This is a genomic window from Halobaculum marinum (genome assembly GCF_029338555.1).
Lineage (GTDB): Archaea > Halobacteriota > Halobacteria > Halobacteriales > Haloferacaceae > Halobaculum > Halobaculum marinum.
Genome location: NZ_CP119989.1, coordinates 1,788,208 through 1,806,930, shown reverse-complemented (window position 1 = coordinate 1,806,930; position 18,723 = coordinate 1,788,208). Strand labels below are relative to the sequence as shown.

Below are 18,723 nucleotides of genomic sequence, written 5' to 3'. Positions count from 1 at the left end.
TGCGGCGATGACCCTCGCCGACGGCTTCGACCCGTCTGACGTGCGCGTCGGTATCGTCGGCCTTGGGGGCATCGGTCACCACCACGCCGAGCAACTGGAGGCGCTCGACGCCGACCTCGTCGGGGGGATGGACGTCGACCCCGACGCCCGGGCGCGCTTCTACGAGCGCTTCGACACGCACGCGTTCGAGGACGCCGAGGAGCTGTACGATCTCGTCGACGCCGTGCTCATCACGACGCCCAACCGGTTCCACGAGGACTACGCCGTCTCCGCGTTGGAGGCGGGACTGGACGTGATGCTGGAGAAGCCGCTGGCGCACACGCTGGCGTCTGCCGAGCGCATCGCCGAGGCCGCCAAGGCCGCCGACGGCATCTGCATGGTCGGGTTCAACAACCGGTTCGCCGCGCCCGTCGAGGTGCTCAAGCACTACCAGGCGGAGGGCCGCTTCGGTGACGTGACCCACGTCGAGGCGAACTACATCCGGCGCCGGGGCGTCCCGGGGCGCGGGTCGTGGTTCACCACCAAGGAGGTGTCCGGCGGCGGGAGCCTCATCGACATCGGCGTCCACGCGCTCGACCTGGCGCTGTACTTCCTCGACTTTCCGGAGGTCGTCGAGGTGTCGGGCGTCGCCCGCTCGGAGTTCGGCGACCGCGACGACTACACGTACATCGACATGTGGGGCGACGACTCCGGCCCCGAGGACTTCGACGTCGACGACTCCGTCTCGGCGTTCATCCGAACCGCCGAGGGCGCGACCATCTCGCTGGAGGCCGCGTGGGCGACGAACCGTCCCGAGAACAACGACTTCTACGTCCGCGGGACGCAGGCGGGCGCCCACTTCGACCGCGGGTCGGGCGACCTCACGCTGTTCGAGAACGGCGTGGGCGGTGGGCACCACCTCACCGAGACGGACGTCGACACCCGCGAGGTCGTCACCCACCGCGCCGAGCAAGCGGCGTTCCTGCAGGCCGTCGCGACCGGCGAGGCGCCGACCCGCAACACCGTCGAGCAGGCGCTGACGGTCCAGCGCGTCATCGACGGCATCTACCGCTCGACAGAGTCGGGGCGAGCGGTCCGTCTCGACGAGTAGTCGCCCCCGAAAACGGCACCGGACTCCGATTCAGCCGCCCGCCTTTTGTGTCCACGGGGACAACGAGACGCCGATGGTCACCGCATCGATGGGCAGCGCAGAGCTCGTTCTCAGGCTCGTCGCGGGGGTGGGACTGATCCTCGCGAACGGCTTCTTCGTCGCTATCGAGTTCGCACTGACCCGCGCGCGGCAGTTCACCGAGGAGGAGTTCGTCGGCGACCGACCGGCGCTCCAGCGTGCATGGGAGATGACAGACGATCTGGAGATCTATCTCACCACCTGCCAGGTGGGGATCACGGCGTCGAGCATCGCCGTCGGTATCGTCGCCGAGCCGGCGTTGGCGGCGCTGTTCGCGCCGTTCTTCGAGAACACCGCGTTCGCGTCCGTCGGGGCGGGAGCGCTCATCGCGTTCGCCATCATCAACCTCCTCCACCTCACGCACGGCGAGCAGACGCCGACGTACCTCGGCGTCGAGCGCTCGCGGCTGGTGTCGCGCTACGGCGCGGGGCCGCTGTACTACTTCCACAAGCTGATCTCGCCGCTCATCACCTTCGGCGACTGGATCGCGAAGGCGACGCTGAAGCTGTTCGGCGTCGAGATGACCGGCGCGTGGCTGGAGACCGAGCAGGACGCCATCGAGAGTCGCGCCGACCTGCGGCGGAAGCTCTCGTCGACGCTGGAGGAGGGTGAGATCGCCGACGAGCGCCAAGAAGAGATCGTCAACGCCCTCCGCGTCGGCGACCGAACAGTCGCCGAGATCATGGTGCAACGCGAGGAGATGGTGACGCTGTCGACCGCCGACTCCGTCGCCGAGAACCTCGACCGGATGCGCGGCCACCCACACACGCGCTTCCCGCTGCTCGACGGGGCCGGCGAGCAGTTCGTCGGCACCGTGTACGTGCCGTCGGTGATCCGCGAGACGGACGACCTCACCGACGAGGACCTCGACCTGGCGGCGCTGGCGGCGCCGCCGATGACGCTCGCGCCGGAGACGACCGTCGCCGACGCCATCGACCAGTTCCAAGTCGAGGGGCAGGAGTTGGCGCTGGTCGTCTCGGAGGGTGAGATCCACGGCCTGCTCACCGCGACCGACGCGTTCGAGGAGGTCATGGGCGAGTTGGAGGACCCGCTCGACCGCGAGGACGCCGCCGCGCCGGGTGGGGCCGCCGCGTAGCGTCGGTCGCGACCGTCGGTCGTCCCCGCGACATACAGATTTATTCGGTGTGTAGTACAAACCGCGAGTATGGACATCGGCGTACTGACAGTGCCGTTAGGCGGGGAGTCGCGAGCCGACGCGTTCGAGTACCTCTCGGGCATCGGCGTGAGCGCGGTCGAACTCGGGGTCGGCGGGTGGCCGGGACAAGCCCACACCGACCGCGAGGCGCTGTTGGCCGACGCGGACGCCCGCGAGGCGCTGCGCGCGGACCTCAACGAGCACGACCTCCGCGTGAGCGCGTTCGCGACCCACAACAACCCGCTGCACCCGGACGACGAGCAGGCGGCCGAGGCCGACCGCGAGTTGCGGGAGGCAGTCGAACTCGCCGACGAGTTCGGCGTCGACACCGTCACCTGCTTCTCGGGCCTCCCCGCCGGCGGCCCGAACGACGAGGTGCCCAACTGGGTCACCGCGCCGTGGCCGACCGAGCACGCCGACGCCCACGACTACCAGTGGGGCGTCGCGGAGGAGTACTGGTCGGATCTGGCGGCTCACGCCGACTACCACGGCGTCGACCTCGCCATCGAGATGCACCCGAACATGCTCGTGTACGAGCCCCACGGCATGCTGAAACTGCGCGAGTTGACGAACGAGCGCGTCGGCGCGAACTTCGACCCCTCGCACCTCTACTGGCAGGGCATCGACGTGACCGAGGCGGTGCGCGTGCTCGGCGAGCACGACGCCATCCACCACGTCCACGCGAAGGACACGAAGGTGTACGAGTCGCAGGCCCGCGAGAAGGGCGTGCTCGACACGACCGACTACACGGACGAGCAGAACCGCTCGTGGCTGTTCCGCTCGGTCGGCTACGGCCACGGCGAGGAGCACTGGAAGGACCTCGTCTCCACGCTCCGGATGGTCGGCTACGACGGCGCCCTGTCCATCGAGCACGAGGACTCGCTCACCTCCTCCCGCGAGGGGTTGGAGAAGGCGGTCGACCTGCTCGACCGCGCCGTCTTCGAGACGACGCCCGGCGACGCCTACTGGGCGGAGTGACCACGAGGTGACCACGACATGACAGACGAACCCATCCGAATCGGCGTCCTCGGCTACCGCTTCATGGGCAAGGCGCACGCGAACGCGCTCGACCGCCTCCCCATGTTCTTCGAGGATGCCCCCGAGACGGAGCGACACACGGTGATCGGTCGCGACGAGGAGGCGCTCGCGGAGGCCGCGGACACGCTCGGCTTCAGCCACACGGCGACCGACTGGCGCGACGTGGTCGACGAGGTGGACGCGTTCTACAACCTCGGCCCGAACCACCTGCACGTCGAGCCCACGATAGCCGCGCTGGAGGCCGGCACGCCCGTCCTCTGTGAGAAGCCGCTCGCACCGACGCTCGACGGCGCAGAACGGATGCGCGACGCCGCCCGTGAGGCTGGCGTGCCGGTCGGCTGTGCGTTCAACTACCGGTTCGTCCCCGCGATCCGCTACGCCAAACGGCTGATCGACGACGGCGAACTCGGCGAGATCCGACAGGTCCGCGGTCGCTACCTCCAGGACTGGCTGTCGGACCCCGAGGCGCCGTGGAGTTGGCGCAACGACGAGGAGATGGCGGGCTCCGGGGCGCTCGGCGACTTGGGCGCGCACACGGTCGACCTCGCGCGGTTCCTCGTCGGCGACCACGTCGGCGAGGCCGCGTCGGTGTCCGGCCACCTGCAGACGTTCACCGAACAGCGACCGGTGGAGGGCGAGGACGACGACACTCGGCCGGTCACGGTGGACGACGCCTACTCCGCGCAGGTCGCGTACGAAGACGGCGCGATGGGGACGTTCGAGGCGTCCCGCGTGACGGAGGGCCACAAGAACGACCACACCATCGCCGTCCACGGCTCCGAGGGGAGCCTGGAGTTCTCGCTGGAGCGCCTGAACGAGTTGCGCGTCAACACCGGCGACAACCGCGGCTACGAGACGGTGCTCGTCACCGACGAGGACGACCCCTACATCCAGCACTGGTGGCCGCCGGGTCACGTCATCGGTTGGGAGCATACGTTCGTCCACGAGAACTACGAGTTCCTGAAGGCGGTCGCGGCGGCCCGGGACGACGCGGGCGACGCCGAGGCGGCCGACTTCTCCCCCGACTTCGAGGACGCCTACGAGGTCCAGCGCGTCCTCGACGCCGTGGAGCGCTCGGACGCCACCGGCGCCCGCGTCAACCTCGACTAATCCGCGTCGACCTCGACCGAATCGGCCGTTCCAGCGTGCCACGAACGCTGGAACCTGCTTGCGGAGTCTTGTCGAATCGTCCCTTGCGATCGGACGCGGACTATGCAAGCAGTAGTATACAAAGGCCCCAAGGAGGTGGCCGTCGAGGACGTCGAGGAACCGGAGATAGAACACCCCAACGACGTCGTGATCAACATCACGACGAGCTGTATCTGTGGGTCGGACCTCCACATGTACGAGGGGCGGACCGCCGCGGAGTCCGGCATCGTGTTCGGCCACGAGAACATGGGCGTCGTCACGGAGGTCGGCAACGCCGTCTCGACGCTGGAGGAAGGCGACCGCGTCGTGGCGCCGTTCAACGTCGCCTGCGGCTTCTGTGAGAACTGCGAGGACGGCTACACCGGGTTCTGTACGAACGTGAACCCCGGCTTCGCGGGCGGCGCGTACGGCTACGTCGCGATGGGACCGTACAAGGGCGGACAGGCGGAGAAGCTCCGCATCCCCTATGCGGACTTCAACGCGCTCAAGCTCCCCGAAGGAACCGAACACGAGGACTCGTTCGCCCTGCTGGCGGACATCTTCCCGACGGGGTGGCACGGCACCGAACTCGCGAACCTGAAGCCGGGCGACTCCGTCGCCATCTTCGGCGCCGGCCCGGTCGGGCTGATGGCCGCCTACAGCGCCAAGATCAAGGGCGCCGCCGAGATCTACGTCGTCGACCGCGTGCCGTCCCGGTTGGAACTCGCCGAACAGCACTGCGACGCCACCGGGATCAACTTCGAGGAGGGCGACCCGGTCGACCAGATCACTGAGATACACGGCGGCGAGGTCGACAAGGGCGTCGACGCGGTCGGGTATCAGGCGATCGACCCCGACACGGACCCCGGTTCCGACGCGTACGACCCAGCCCGCGAGAACCCCGCGGTCGTGCTGAACCAACTCGTGCAGGTCGTCCGCCCGACGGGCCAACTCGGCATCCCCGGGCTGTACGTCCCGTCCGACCCCGGTGCGCCCGACGAGATGGCCGCGCAGGGGCGCCTCGGCATCGACTTCGGGAAGCTGTTCGAGAAGGGCCAGAAGCTCGGTACCGGTCAGTGTAACGTGAAGCAGTACAACCGCGAACTCCGCGACCTCATCATCGAGGGCCGCGCCGACCCGAGTTGGGTCGTCTCCCACCGCGTCAGCCTCGAGGAGGCGCCGGAGATGTACGAGAAGTTCGACAACCGCGAGGAGGGCGTCACGAAGGTCCTCCTGGAGCCGTAGCTCCGCGCTCGGTGCTCGGTGCGCAGGGTCGCGACCCCGTCGTCCCCTTTTTCTGGTCAGTCCCGACCGATCAGCGTCGCAGCCACGTGTCCGGGTGTTCCTCCCGGAGGTGGTCTTGGTACGCCTTCGTCACCTCGGGATAGCCCGACCCGAGGTACCGCCAGTCGCACCGTTCGCACGCCCCTGTGATTCCCATGGCTCGCCCAGTCGGTGGACGTATATGAAGCTAACTGGTAGCTGTTCGCACGCCAACACTTACACCCCAGCGAGCGAACTGTACGCCGTGTGCCAGTACTGTAGCTACAGTTTCCACGACGGGTGGACCACCCTCCTCCAGTACGACGACGTGTATCGCGAGGCGATGGGCGGTGAGAGCACGGCTACCTACGGCTTCCACGAAGAGTGGGACGACCTCCGCGAAGAAGTGTTGTGAGCAGCCACTGCGACCGTGACGACCTCAGCGGTCGATTCGCCGTTCGATCGGGAACGGGTCTGCCTCCGGCGTCGCAGGCGGGTCGGGGGCTGTGGGGTCTGCGAGACACTCGTCGAGTCCGGCCTCGATCGACCCGTCGTCGAGGTCGCGACCGATGAACACGAGTCGCGTCCGCGGTTCGTCCTCGCCCCACTCACCGATGGGGCCGATTCGGATGGACGGCCCCGCCTGACTCAGGCCCAGCACCGTCTCCGGGCGACTCGCGGCGTACACGAACCCCTTCGCGCGGACGACCCGCCCGTCCCAGTCGGTGAGCCAGTCGGCCAGGCGGTCGGCGTCGAACGGCAGCGACCGCTCGTACACGATGGACTCGACGCCGTGCGCCTCGGCCGCGCTCAGGCCTTCGTGATCGTGGTCGTGACCGTGGTCGGCGTCGTGCCCAGCCTCGCCGCCCTGGGCGACCACCTGACCGCCACCCCCGCGGCCCGCGGCGAGCGCTCGCTTCCACCCGGGGGCACGGCGGGTCTCGTCGAAGTCGAACTCCTCGCCGCCGAGTACTGCTTCCGTGGGTACGTCGGACTCTACGGTTCGGTGGAGTCGCGCTCGCGGCTGGAGTTCGCGGACCGCCGCCTCCACGTCGTCGAGCACGTCGTCGGGGACCATGTCGCACTTGTTGAGGAGGATGACGTCACAGAACTCGATCTGGTCGACCATCACCTCCGCGAGCGGCCGATCGGGCTCTGGTGCGGCCTCGGGGAGGCCAGTCTCGGGGTCGAACGCCTTCCAGAAGCCGTACGCGTCGACGACCGAGACGACCGACGCCAGCCGGAACCGTTCGGTCGGGTCGCCCGACTCGCCCGGCGTGGTGAGCGTCCGCGCGATGGGGAGCGGTTCGGAGATGCCCGACGCCTCGATCACGACGTGGTCGAACTCGCGGCGGTCGGCGAGCGCGGTCAACTCGGCCACGAGGTCATCGCCGAGGCGACAGCAGATACAGCCGTTCGAGAGGTCGACGACGCCGTCGTCCGTCTCGCGCTCGACCGTCGCGGCGTCGACGTTCACCTCCCCCATGTCGTTGAGCACGACCGCGAGGCGACGGTCGCCCGGGTCCGCCACCAGTCGATTCACCAGCGTGGTCTTCCCCGCACCGAGCGGGCCACACAGCAGTGTGATCGGGAGCCGTCCGTCGCCGTCGTTCATACAGGCACGTCCGGGGCGCGCGACTAATCCCCGCGGACGAATCCAGCGTCGATAGAACACGCCCGGTGGCGTCCGATCCGCCGCCCACGCTTCGAGAACGTGTGGAGTCCCCGAACGCTTTTGCGCGACTCGTGAGTATCGATAGGCGTGTTATCATCCTCCACAGCGCCGACGGTCCGCGTCGCGTTCGACACGCCCGCCGGTCGGTCGGTACTGGAGGCGGCCCGCCGCGCCGCCGGCGCGAGCGCCGACGACGTCGAGGTGCGAGCGGTGGGCTCCCCGGGGACGGTCCACCTCCCGCTGGTCGCGGTCACGCGGGCGGGACGGACCGCGCTACACCGCTCCGTCGACCCCAACGAGGCCGCGGCGCTGGTGAGCGTGCTCGCCGACGGCGACGTGCCCGTAGACGGGGCCGACGAGGTGGTCGAGCACGACGAGAGTGCTGGCGACTTCCCCGTGAGAGACGGCCCCCTGTCCGCCGGCGTCAGGCGGACGCTGGCCGGGGCGGGGTGGGTCGACCCGACGGCGGTCGACGTGCCGACGGTCGACGGCACCGACGCGCTCGACGCGCTCTCGTCGCTCGGCCTCCGCGGGCGCGGGTGGGGCGACGCCCGGCAAGACGACCCGGTCGCGGACGCGTGGCGGACCGCCCGCGACGCCGACGGCGACCCCGTCGTCGTCGTGAACGCACTCGACGCCGACCCGAAAGTGGACGGGGACCGTCTGCTCGTCGGGAGCCTCACCGGTCGCGTGCTCGCCGGCGCGACGGTGGCCGCGCGGGCGGTCGGTGCCGACGACGTGGTGGTCGCGCTCCCAGAGGACGAACCGGTGCTGGCGGAGCGAGTCCGTGCCGTCGGCGATGCGCTCGACGAGACGGACGGAGAAGCCGGGCCGTCCGTCTCGGTCGCGGTCGCGGAGGCGACGTACATGACGGCCGAGCCGACGGCGCTGCTGGAGTCGCTGGAGGGGAACGACCGGATCGAGGCGCGACGACGGCCCCCGGGACCGGAGGCGTGGGGGCTGTTCGAACGCCCGACGCTCGTCCACACGCCGCGGACGCTCGCGGCGGTCGCGCGGGCGGTCACGACGCCCGACGACCCGGACCTCGACCCCGAGGCCGCGGACCCCGGCACCCGACTGGTGACGGTCGTCGGCCCCGACCGCCGGACGGTGGAACTCCCGACCGACGCGAGTCTGTCGCGCGCGCTCGCCGGCGAGGACGCGTCGTTCGCCTGTGTCGGCGGTCAGTTCGGCGGGCTGACCCGCGACCTGGACACCCCGGCGTCGGCGCCAGCGCTGCGAGGGGCCGGGTTGGGGACGAACGGGTCGATGGAGGCGTTCGTCGCCGGGTCGGGAGGCGCCTGCCCGGTGGTCGTCGCCGGCCGGCGGACACGCGTCGCCCGCGAACAGAACTGTGGCCGGTGTGTGCCGTGTCGGACGGGGAGCGTCCGCGCGCACGAACTGCTCCGCGACGTGTACGACGGCGAGTTCGCCGACGACCGACTCCGGGAGTTGGCTCGCACGATGGCGCGCACGTCGCTGTGCGGGTTCGGTCGCGACGCCGCTCGCCCGCTGGCGACGGCGCTGGAGGACTTCGAGACCGACCTGCGCGCCCACGCCGACGGTCGCTGTCCCGCGGGGGTGTGTGACCTGTGAGCGCCGACGACGGCGGTCCCGACGCGGACGCTCGCGGTAACAGCGCGGCCCCACTCCCGCACGTCCCGGCGGTGTCGGACCCACGGACCTCGACGCCGCTGACCGAATCGTTCACGCCCGGCACCGCCTCGGACCCGCCGGTGGACCCGACCGCCGAGCGTCGATCCAGCGGAGGGTGTGGTGGGTCGTGCGCCTGCGGCGAAGCAGGCGAGGCTATCGACGCAGACAGCGTCTCCGAGGCCGTGACCGTCACCGTCGACGGGCACGAGGTGTCGGTGCCGCCGGGGGCGACGCTCTTGGACGCGATGGAGCGCGTCGAATACGAGGGCACCGTGCCGGCGCTGTGCTCGTACGACCGCGACGGCGGCGACTGCGCGGACGACATCGGACCGCGCTCGACGTGTCGAACCTGCACCGTCGAGGTCGACGGCGAGTTGGTGCCGGCGTGCTCCCACCCCGTCGAGTCGGGCGCAGAGGTCCGAACCGACGCCTCGGACGCACGCGAGGCGCGGGAGGTGAACCTCGATTTGGTCCTCTCGGATCACAACCTCCGGTGTACCACCTGCAACCAGAACGGTCGGTGCGAACTCCAAGACGCCGCCATCGAGACGGACGTCCACGAACCGCGCTTCGGCGTGTTCGACGAGCGCAGCGAGTACGAACCGCTCGACGACACCTCCTCGTTCATCCAGATCGACCGCAACAAGTGCATCACCTGCACGCGCTGTGTCGACGCCTGTAACGACGTGCAGGTGTCGGGCGTGCTCCGCGTCGAGGGCACCGGCGAGGACACCGAGATCGGATTCCAGTCGGACGCCGACACGATGGCCGACTCCGCGTGCGTCTCCTGCGGCCACTGCGCGACCGTCTGCCCCACCGGGTCGCTGACCGAGCGCGGGATGGCGGGCATCGCGACGCTGCCTATCCCCGGGTTCAACCACGCCAACAGCGTCGGCAAGTCGATGCGGGCCGACGCCGAGAAGGCCGCGCGGGCGACGAGCGAGACGGGCGGTCGGCGTGGAGCCGCCGGTGGCGACCGCGGTCGGGGCGACGACGACGGCCCCTCGCCCACCCGGCAACGCGCCGAGCGCGACGGAGTGGCCTCGGCACTCCGATGGGCCAAGCGGAAGGCGTCCGATGTGGGCCGGTCGGCGATGCTCGCTGGCGAGCACACGGCCGAGTCTATCGCCGCGAGCACGATGAAAGAGGGGTGGCTGTTCGACGTCGCCGACCGGGTGGCCGACCGCCGCCTGAAGGGTGTCGACTTCACCGAGACCACCTGCGGCTTCTGTGCGGTCGGCTGTCGGTTCCAACTCGTCTCGAAGGACGACGAGGTGCTCGGGGCGGTGCCGACCGACGACCCCGACCACGCGCCAGTCAACGACTTCTCCACGTGCGTGAAGGGGAAGTTCGGCTACGAGTTCGCCAACAGCGACGACCGCCTGACGACGCCGCTCGTGCGCGGCGACGACGGCGAGTTGCACGAGGCGACGTGGGACGAGGCGCTCACTCGCGTGGTCGAGGGGTTCGAGTCGATCCGCGAGGAGTCGGGGGCGGACGCGCTCGCGGCGTTCGCCTCCTCGAAGTGCACCAACGAGGAGGACTACCTGATGCAGAAGTTCGCGCGGACGGTGCTCGGCACGAAGAACATCGACAACTGCGCGCGCCTGTGTCACTCCTCGACGGTCGCGGCGCTGAAGCAGACGCTCGGCTTCGGCGCGATGTCGAACCGCATCAACGAGGACATCGGCGAGGCCGACGCCTACCTCATCACCGGGTCGAACACGACCGAGAGCCACCCGGTGCTGTCGACGCGCATCAAGCGCAACGTCCACGACGGCGCCGACCTCGTGGTGTTCGACCCGCGGAAGGTCGAGATCGCCGAGCACGCCAGCCAGTACGTCCGCACGAAGCCCGGCTACGACGTGGCGTGGATCAACGGGCTGATCCGCTACATCGTCGCCAACGACCTCCACGACGAGGCGTTCATCGAAGAGCGCACCCGGAACTTCGAGGAGGTCCGCGAGAAGGTGGAGCCGTTCACGCCCGAGGAAGTCGAACGCCTCGCCGGCGTCCCGCCCGAGGAGTTGGAGCGCGCGGCAGAGACCATCGCGACCGCCGACTCGGTCGTGTTCGGGTGGGCGATGGGGATGACCCAGCACAGCCACGGCACGCAGAACGTCCTCGCGCTGGCGGATCTGGCGCTCGTGACGGGCAACGTCGGCAAGCCCGGTGCCGGCGTGTCGCCGTTCCGCGGCCACAACAACGTCCAGGGCGGCGGCGGCGACATGGGGACGCTGCCGAACAACCTCCCGGGCTACCGCGACGTGACCGACCCCGACGTGCTCGACGAGTTCGAGGAGGCCTGGGGCGTCCGCCCGCCGGACGAGGTGGGGCTGAAGGTGCCGGAGGTGTTCACCGAGGCGCTCGCCGGCAACGTCGAGGGCCTGTACGTGATGGGCGAGAACCCCGCACTCTCGGAACCGGACGTGTCCCACGCCGAAGAGGCGCTCGCCGAGTTGCCGTTCCTCGTCGTGCAGGACATCTTCGAGACGGAGACCACCGAGTACGCGGACGTGGTGCTCCCCGCGGCGACGTTCTCCGAGAAGGAGGGCACCTTCACGAACACCGAGCGGCGCGTGCAGTTGGTCGGCCAGGCGACCACTCCACCCGGCGGCGCCCGCCAGGACTGGCGGATCATCCAGGACCTCGCGCGGCGCATGGGCCACGACTGGAGCTACGCCGACCCCGCCTCGATCATGGACGAAATCGCGACGGTCGCACCCATCTACGGCGGGATCAGCCACGACCGCCTCCGCGAGGAGGGTGGCCTCCAGTGGCCGTGTCGTGACGCCGACGACCCGGGGACGCCGTACCTCTACGACGAGGAGTTCAACTTCGACGACGGGAGGGCGCGGTTCGTCCCCGCCGACACGGGCGAACCCGGCGAACTGCCGAGCGAGGAGTACCCGCTCACGCTCACGACGGGGCGGGTGCTGTACCACTGGCACACCGGGACGCTCACGCGACGCGTCGAGGGACTCATGGACCACGTCGGCGAGGCGTTCGTCGAGGTGAACCCCGCGACCGCCGAGCGCCTCGGCGTTGTCGACGGCGGTCGCGTCCGGGTGGAGTCGGCTCGCGGCGCCATCGAGGTGCGCGCCGAGGTGAGCGAGCGTCCCGGCGACGGCGTGGTGTTCGTCCCGATGCACTTCGCCGCCGAGGGGGCGGTGAACCGACTCACCGGCGAGCGGTTCGACCCGACGAGCGGCATCCCCGAGTACAAGGTGTCGAGCGTTCGCCTCACACCGATCGACGACGGCGCGCCGACCGCAGCGGACGCGGACAGCGTCGCCGGCGACGACTGAGGGAGTCGCGTCGAAACAGCTATTTGGCAGACATGTGTGGGTCGTGCGTGAGTCCGATGCAAGTAATCGCCCCCGGCGCGAGGCTGCTTCTACTCGCCGTGTTTGCGGTCGGCCACCTCCTCGCGTGTGTCGTCGCCGCGGCGGTCGCAGACGGCGCCGCCGGGCGGTTCGTCCGGCCCGCGCGTGCGGTGGTCGGCGGCGTCGCGCTGGCCGTCGTGGTCCCGATTCTCGCCTTCGGCGCGCTCCGCCTCGGCCTCCTCGCGCCGCTGGTCGCGATCACCGGGAACACGATGGGGACGTACGCTTCCGCGGCGGGGTTGCTCGGCGTGGGGGCGGTCGTCGTCGCCTCGGCAGCCACGGACGCCGAACTCTCCGACCCGGGCTACCCGAGTGCGGGTGCGGCGCTGCGCGCGCACCTGTCGTCGTCGGACCTCGTCGGCGTCGTCGTCGGCACGGTCGCACTCGTGTCGGGCGAACTCGCCGCACTCGCGGTGGCGAGTTGGGTGTGAGCCGCGCCGTCAGTCGTCGAGGACGCCTTCGTCGGTGATGACCTCGCTTACCAGATGCATCGGCGTCGCGTCGTAGGCGGGGTTCTCCAACTGGATGCCGTCTGCGGGTTCGAGCATCACCTCGCTCGGCGGGCGGAACTCGTTCTCGAAGCGGAACTCGTCGGTGATCACCTTCGTGCCCGACCCGACCACGACGACCGGGACGCCGACCTCCGCCGCGGCGGCGGCGATGGGGAACGTACCGACGCGGTTGTACAGCGTGTCGTCGACGATGCAGTCCATCCCGACGACGACTCGGTCGGGGTCGACCTCCTCGAGGAGGTAGCCGGCGGCGGCGTCGACCGCGAGATGCGACTCGACGCGGTCCATGGCCGCGAGGGTGCGGGCTGTCTTGCGCCCGAGGTACCGGGGACGGGCCTCGGTGACGTACGCGGTCATGTGGGCGCCGCCCGCGGCGGCGGCCTCCACGGCCTCTAACACCGTCGAGGAGTAGTCGTGCGTCAGGAACACCTCGCCGTCCTCGAACGTCGTCGCGGCGGTTTCGGCGGCTTCGCGCTTGCCCGTCTCGACGCGGGCGACCTCCTGGTCGATGGCCGCCCCGAGCAGCTCTTTCGCCTCCGCGACGGTGTCGGCGTTGCCCATCACGTCGCCGACGACCGCGCGCATCGTCCGGTGGAGGCTGGCGTGGGAGGGGTTCGCGCGGCGGAGCGCACCGGCGTTGTGTTCGAGGTCGCGTTCGAACTCGTCGAGCGTGGCGTACTCTCGGTCGAGGAGGTCCCGGAGCGACCGTGCCGCCTTCACCGCGACGACCGACGAGGAGTGCGTCTGCATCTCGCGGATCTCGGCGACCGTCTCGTCTATCATGGGTGCCGGGTCGGGGCTTTCGGGGTTAGGTGTTCCGGGACCTCTCGGGCCGGCGAGGTGGTTCACGGATACCCAGGGCGTGACCGCGCGAGGCCCACACGAGGTCACTCAGAACGCGTCCGCATTCTCACAAATCGAACCCAGACGGCAACACTCATACCGGCGACGCCGCTACCAAAACCTCGATAGATGAACCGTCGCACCCGCGAGTACCTGAAGGGCCGCTTCGGCGACTACTACCGGAGCGCGAGCGTCTCCCCGCCGCCGCAGGCCAACGAGCGCGAGTGGGGCCACATCCCCTTCACCGCGGGCGACGGTACCACGATGGTCCGCCACCAGTCACTCCTCGACATCGGCGAGGTGAGCGAGTTCCTCGCGCGCGAGACCCCGCGTCACGCGTACTTCTCGGCGGCGCGCTACGACGACCCCGCGAACGGGTCGATGACCGCGAAGGGGTGGCGCTCGGCGGACCTGGTGTTCGACCTCGACGCCGACCACCTCCCCGGCGTCGACCCCGAGGCGGTGAGCTACGGCGAGATGCTCGCCGCCTGCAAGGACGAACTGCTCGCGCTCCTCGACGTCTTGGAGACGGACTTCGGCTTCGCGGAGTCGGATATGCAAGTCGTCTTCTCGGGCGGTCGCGGCTACCACGTCCACGTCCGCGACGACGCGGTCGCCGAGTTGGATTCCAAGGCGCGCCGGGAGGTGGTCGACTACGTGCGCGCGGTGGACCTCAACTACGACGGCCTCATCGAGAAGCGACCCAACGATCGGGGCACGACGCTCCAGAAACAGCTTCGCCGCGAAGGCGGGTGGGGGCGTCGCGTCCACGAGGCGCTCGTCGACTACGCCGAGGAGTTGCTCGCGATGGACGAAGCCGACGCCCTCGCGGAGTTGCAGGAGTTGGACGGCGTCGGCGAGAAGACCGCCCGCACCATCTACGGCGTGCTCGACCGCAACCCCGAGGGCGTGAAGTCCGGCAACGTCGAGTTGGGTCCGGGCGCCTCGACGCTCGTGCGCGCCATCGCCGAACGCGTCACCGCCGAACAGACCGCGCCCATCGACGAGCCGGTGACGACCGACATCCGCCGGCTCATCCGTCTGCCGGGGAGCATCCACGGTGGGAGTGGCCTGCTCGTGTGCCCGCTGGAGCGCGACGCAGTCGACGCGTTCGACCCGCTCACCGACGCAGTCCCGGATCGGTTCCGAGGGCGCGACATCCTCGTCGACGTCCACGACCCCGGGCGAGTCGACGTGGGCGACGACAGAGATAAGGTGGAGGAGGGAATCGTCTCAGTACCCGAATACGTCGGCGTGTTCCTCATGGCGCGCGGACGCGCGGAGAAGGCGAGGGAGTAACTCACGATGGATCTGGACGAACTACGCTCGGTACAGTCGAAGGAACGCAGGAAAGACAGCCTCCAGCACCTGCGGGACTCCTTCTACGAGGACGTGGGCGCGTACCTCGCCGAGCGCAAGCGCCAGCGCGACGAGCGCGCTTCCAGCGTGGACCAACCCTTCTCCGACGAGCAGGTGCGCAAACTCTCCGACGAAATCGAGACCGCCGAGGAGGTCGTCGAGTCGCTGTACCAGCGGCGCGTCGGCAAGGTGGTGAAGCTCTCGTCGTTCGCGGCGGCGGGCGCCCCAACCGACACGGAGGGGATGACGATACAAGAGGCGGAACTGTTCGAGGACCTGGTCGTCCGCATCGAGCAGAACAAAGACCGCGTCCTCGACGTGTTGGAGAACGGCGCGGACCTCGACATCGACGTGGCGGCGCCAGCCGAGGCGGCGACGACAGCCGACGCAGACGCACCGACCCCGGGCGCAGGAAGCGACGCAGGCGCGAGCGTCGACGGGGCGACGGCGGACGCCTCGACGGACACGCCGTCGCCGCCACCGGACACACCACCCGAGCACGACGACGAGGGCGGCGTCCTCGCCGACGCGATGGGTGGAGCGTCGGCGTCGAGCGACCCCGACACCACACCGACGGAGTCCGACGCGTCGACCCCGACGCCCGCGACGCCGAGTGACGACCCCGCGTCCGAGTCGGCTGCGACGACCGCCGACTCGGTGGAGGAACCGGGCGAGTTCGTCCCCGGGTCGGAGCCGGACCGGGCGGGGGAAGCCGGATCTGGCGGCGAGTCCCAGTCGGCTGAGTCGACCGACGCCGGCGGCGACGACACGGAGCGCCAAACCGTCCGGGTCACCCGCGACGTCGGCCAGATCCTCGGAGTCGACGACATCGAGTACGACCTCGCAGCCGACGACGTGGTGACGCTCCCCGCCGCGAACGCCGGCCCCCTGGTCGAGCGCGACGCCGCCGAACCGATCGAGTAGGCCGCCGCCGCGCGACACCGACACCGCTTTTCCCGCCGCAGCCACAGCCACGACCATGCTCGACACCGGCACCGAGGCGCCCGGCTTCTCGCTGCCCGACCACGTCGGTCGCGAGGTCTCGCTCGACGAGTTCGACGGCAAGCGCGTCGTCCTCTACTTCTACCCCCGTGCGGACACGCCCGGGTGCACTACCGAGGCGTGCGGCTTCCGCGACGCCCACGACGAGTTCGAGGCGCGCGACACCGTGATCCTCGGCGTGAGCGACGACCCCGTCGACGACCTGACCGCGTTCGCGCGCAAACACGACCTCCCGTTCCGACTGCTGTCGGACGAGGACGGCGAGGTGTCTGCGGCGTACGACTCCTACGGCGAGAAGAACGTCTTCGGCAACGTCGTCGAGGGCGTGTTCCGCAACACGTACCTCATCGGCCCGGACCGCACCATCGAGCGCGTGTACGAGGGCGTCTCGCCGGAGGACCACGCCGACGAACTGCTCGCCGACATCGACGACCTCCGGGAGGAGTGACGCGCCCGGTGGCGGTCACCAGGACCGAGACGAGAGTGCGCGTCTGATCGCGTCGCGTTTCACCAGCGCGAAGCCGGCGACGACGATCAAGAACCCGACGACCGTGAGCGGCGTCACCGGTTCCGAGAGGACGACCGCGCCGGCGACGGTCGCGACGACCGGGACGACGTAGCTCACGAGGTTGATCTCGAACGGCCCCAGCAGGTCCAACAGACCGAAGTAGATGGCGTAGGCGAGCGCCGAGGAGAACACGCCGAGGAACGTCAGCGAGAGGAGCACCCCCGGTCCGAGCGACCCCGGCGTCGGCTGAGGTTCGCCGGCGACGAGGCTGGCGACGTGGAGCACGATGGCGCCCAGCGCCATTCCCCACGCAGTCCGGGGGAGCGCGTCCGACTCGGGTTCGAGCCAGCGGGTGACGACGCTCCCGAACGAGACGGCGACCGCCGCGACGAACACCAGCGCGACGCCGACGGTCGTGTCGCCCGCGAGATCCGTCGGCGACGGCTGGGCGACGAGTCCGACCCCGAGGACGCCGAGGACGACGCCGACGTACCCTCGGACGTCGAGACTCCCCTCGCTGAGGAGCCAGACGGTGAAGAACGTCGTCAAGATCGGGTTGAGGCTGTACACGATGGCCGCGACGCCACCGGTGGTGTACTGCTGGCCGTACGCGAGGAAGGCGATGTTGGCCGCGACGAACAGCAGCCCGGCGACGACGACCGCCCCCCAGTCGGCGCGACCCCGCGGCAGCGGGTCGTCGGACCGCCAGAGGACGTACGCGAGGGCGACGGCGGCGCCGAGGTCGAACCGGTAGGCGCCCAACAACAGCGGCTCCAGTTCGCGCAGACCGATCTCGATGGCGGGGAAGCCCCCGCCCCAGAACAGCCCCAGCGCGAGGAACAGCACCGCGTTTCGGAACGAACTCACTGGCGACTCACGATCGATCTGCCGGGCGGGACGGACTTGTGCGCTTTCGTTCTGGCCGACGGCTCACAGGTCGGTGCGGCCGAGTGAAAACGCCGACCGGGAGCGACCGGTCAGTAGCCGCGACTGATGAGGTAGTCGGCCAGGTCCGCGAGCAGGTCGCGGGCGGGCCCCTCGGGCAACACGTCGAGGCGCTCTTTCGAGCGCTCGGTGAGGTCCTCGGCCATCTCGCGGGCGTAGGCGATGGAGCCAGCGTCCTCGAGGACGGCGACGGCGTCGTCGACCTCCGCCTCGCTGACCTCGGCGGGCGTCTCGGCGCTCACCAGCGAGTCCACGTCGACGCCCTGCTGGCGCGCGTGGAGCGTGATGAGCGTCTCCTTCTCCTCGACGAGGTCGGAGCCGCGCTGTTTGCCCAGTTTCTCCGACGGCACCGTCAGGTCGAGCACGTCGTCTTGGATCTGGAAGGCGCGCCCGGAGTCGACGCCGTACTGGTACAGCGCCTCCACCGTCTCGTCGTCGGCGCCCATCAGCACCGCGGGGATGGCCGCCGAGGCGCCGTACAGCACGGCGGTCTTCAGCTCGACCATCTCCAGGTACTCCTCGGGCGTCACGTCGTCGCGCGACTCGAAGTCGACGTCGAGGGACTGTCCCTCGCAGATGCGCGTACACGCGGAGGCGAGCCGGTTCACCGCGTCGACGGTGTTGGCCGGGTCGGCACCGGTGTCCGACAGGAGTTCGAACGCCTTCGCGTACAGCGTGTCACCGGCGAGAATCGCCGTCTCCGTGTCGTACGCGCGATGGACCGCCGGCTCGCCGCGCCGGAGGTCGTCCTCGTCCATGATGTCGTCGTGGATGAGGGTGAACGACTGGATGACCTCGACGCTGACCGCCGCCCGCATGAGGTCGAACTCGTCGCCGTCGAGCGCCGGGAACGACCGGTAGTCGGTGGCGTCGTCGGCGTCGACCTCCGCGAGCGCCTCGCCGACGAGCAGCGCGGCCGTCGGGCGGAGTCGCTTCCCGCCGGCTTCGAGGATGTACCGGGTGGCCTCGTACAGCCGCTCGGGCTCGGCCATCGGGAGGTCCTCGTCGATGGCGGCGTTGACGTGCTCGCGCCGCTGCTCGACCGCCGCGAGCACCCGTTCTGCCGTCGCGTCCTGCGCCATCG

Annotated in this window: 17 protein-coding genes; 12 read left to right on the top strand and 5 right to left on the bottom strand. The window is 69.9% G+C overall.

The features are described from left to right. The first annotated feature begins 7 nt into the window (after window positions 1-7). From P0R32_RS09310 to P0R32_RS09290, 5 genes are all read left to right on the top strand, one after another. Window positions 8-1,090 carry a Gfo/Idh/MocA family protein gene (locus tag P0R32_RS09310; RefSeq protein WP_276236676.1) on the top strand — a complete coding sequence of 361 codons (1,083 nt, stop codon included), beginning with the start codon at window positions 8-10 and terminating at the stop codon, window positions 1,088-1,090. An 88-nt stretch (window positions 1,091-1,178) separates the two neighbouring features. Then, window positions 1,179-2,264 (top strand): CNNM domain-containing protein, encoded by a 1,086-nt coding sequence (locus P0R32_RS09305; RefSeq protein WP_276239385.1) that lies wholly within the window; start codon window positions 1,179-1,181, stop codon window positions 2,262-2,264. 69 nt (window positions 2,265-2,333) lie between these two features. After that, complete coding sequence (locus P0R32_RS09300) at window positions 2,334-3,302, top strand: sugar phosphate isomerase/epimerase family protein (RefSeq protein WP_276236675.1); 969 nt, start codon at window positions 2,334-2,336, stop codon at window positions 3,300-3,302. Window positions 3,303-3,320: 18 nt separating this feature from the next. Further along, window positions 3,321-4,472, top strand: a complete 1,152-nt coding sequence (locus tag P0R32_RS09295; RefSeq protein WP_276236674.1) for a Gfo/Idh/MocA family protein — start codon at window positions 3,321-3,323, stop codon at window positions 4,470-4,472. Window positions 4,473-4,574: 102 nt separating this feature from the next. Beyond that, window positions 4,575-5,735, top strand: a complete 1,161-nt coding sequence (locus P0R32_RS09290; RefSeq protein ID WP_276236673.1) for a glutathione-independent formaldehyde dehydrogenase — start codon at window positions 4,575-4,577, stop codon at window positions 5,733-5,735. Between the two features lie 70 nt (window positions 5,736-5,805). Here P0R32_RS09290 and P0R32_RS09285 read toward each other — a convergent pair whose 3' ends face one another. Beyond that, a complete protein-coding gene (locus P0R32_RS09285) occupies window positions 5,806-5,931 on the bottom strand; it encodes a hypothetical protein (RefSeq protein ID WP_276236672.1) in 126 nt (41 codons plus the stop codon). A gap of 87 nt (window positions 5,932-6,018) precedes the next feature. On the opposite strand from P0R32_RS09285, the gene P0R32_RS09280 reads away from it, so the two are divergent. Next, the gene (locus P0R32_RS09280) at window positions 6,019-6,168 is read left to right on the top strand and encodes a hypothetical protein (RefSeq protein WP_276236671.1); all 150 of its coding nucleotides are present in this window, start codon (window positions 6,019-6,021) and stop codon (window positions 6,166-6,168) included. Window positions 6,169-6,192: 24 nt separating this feature from the next. Here the strand turns inward: P0R32_RS09280 and P0R32_RS09275 are convergent, their stop codons facing one another. After that, on the bottom strand, window positions 6,193-7,368 hold the full coding sequence (locus tag P0R32_RS09275; protein WP_276236670.1) for a CobW family GTP-binding protein: 1,176 nt from the start codon (window positions 7,366-7,368) through the stop codon (window positions 6,193-6,195). Between the two features lie 147 nt (window positions 7,369-7,515). On the opposite strand from P0R32_RS09275, the gene P0R32_RS09270 reads away from it, so the two are divergent. Genes P0R32_RS09270 through P0R32_RS09260 form a run of 3 tightly spaced genes read left to right on the top strand, consistent with a single transcriptional unit; the run spans window position 7,516 to window position 12,901 of the window. After that, the gene (locus P0R32_RS09270; RefSeq protein WP_276236669.1) at window positions 7,516-9,024 is read left to right on the top strand and encodes an NADH-ubiquinone oxidoreductase-F iron-sulfur binding region domain-containing protein; all 1,509 of its coding nucleotides are present in this window, start codon (window positions 7,516-7,518) and stop codon (window positions 9,022-9,024) included. Further along, window positions 9,021-12,392, top strand: a complete 3,372-nt coding sequence (fdhF, locus tag P0R32_RS09265; RefSeq protein ID WP_349770198.1) for a formate dehydrogenase subunit alpha — start codon at window positions 9,021-9,023, stop codon at window positions 12,390-12,392. Before P0R32_RS09270 ends, fdhF begins: the two co-directional genes overlap by 4 nt. A 56-nt stretch (window positions 12,393-12,448) precedes the next feature. Beyond that, entirely contained in the window at window positions 12,449-12,901 is a 453-nt protein-coding gene (locus P0R32_RS09260; RefSeq protein WP_276236668.1) for a hypothetical protein, read from the top strand. Between the two features lie 9 nt (window positions 12,902-12,910). On the opposite strand, the gene P0R32_RS09255 is transcribed toward P0R32_RS09260, so the two are convergent. Continuing rightward, a complete protein-coding gene (locus tag P0R32_RS09255) occupies window positions 12,911-13,765 on the bottom strand; it encodes an eIF2B alpha/beta/delta subunit family protein (RefSeq protein WP_276236667.1) in 855 nt (284 codons plus the stop codon). 189 nt (window positions 13,766-13,954) lie between these two features. Here P0R32_RS09255 and priS point away from each other — a divergent pair, with 189 nt between their 5' ends. The 3 genes from priS to bcp are packed head-to-tail and all read left to right on the top strand — an operon-like array spanning window position 13,955 to window position 16,634. Then, window positions 13,955-15,124 carry a DNA primase small subunit PriS gene (priS, locus tag P0R32_RS09250; RefSeq protein ID WP_276236666.1) on the top strand — a complete coding sequence of 390 codons (1,170 nt, stop codon included), beginning with the start codon at window positions 13,955-13,957 and terminating at the stop codon, window positions 15,122-15,124. Window positions 15,125-15,130: 6 nt separating this feature from the next. Next, window positions 15,131-16,108 (top strand): hypothetical protein, encoded by a 978-nt coding sequence (locus P0R32_RS09245; RefSeq protein WP_276236664.1) that lies wholly within the window; start codon window positions 15,131-15,133, stop codon window positions 16,106-16,108. 55 nt (window positions 16,109-16,163) lie between these two features. Next, the gene (gene bcp / locus P0R32_RS09240; protein WP_276236663.1) at window positions 16,164-16,634 is read left to right on the top strand and encodes a thioredoxin-dependent thiol peroxidase; all 471 of its coding nucleotides are present in this window, start codon (window positions 16,164-16,166) and stop codon (window positions 16,632-16,634) included. Between the two features lie 15 nt (window positions 16,635-16,649). Here bcp and P0R32_RS09235 read toward each other — a convergent pair whose 3' ends face one another. After that, window positions 16,650-17,561, bottom strand: coding sequence for a DMT family transporter (locus P0R32_RS09235; RefSeq protein WP_276236662.1), 912 nt, complete (start codon window positions 17,559-17,561; stop codon window positions 16,650-16,652). 110 nt (window positions 17,562-17,671) lie between these two features. After that, entirely contained in the window at window positions 17,672-18,721 is a 1,050-nt protein-coding gene (idsA3, locus tag P0R32_RS09230) for a geranylfarnesyl diphosphate synthase (RefSeq protein WP_276236661.1), read from the bottom strand. Between the last annotated feature and the right edge of the window lie 2 nt (window positions 18,722-18,723).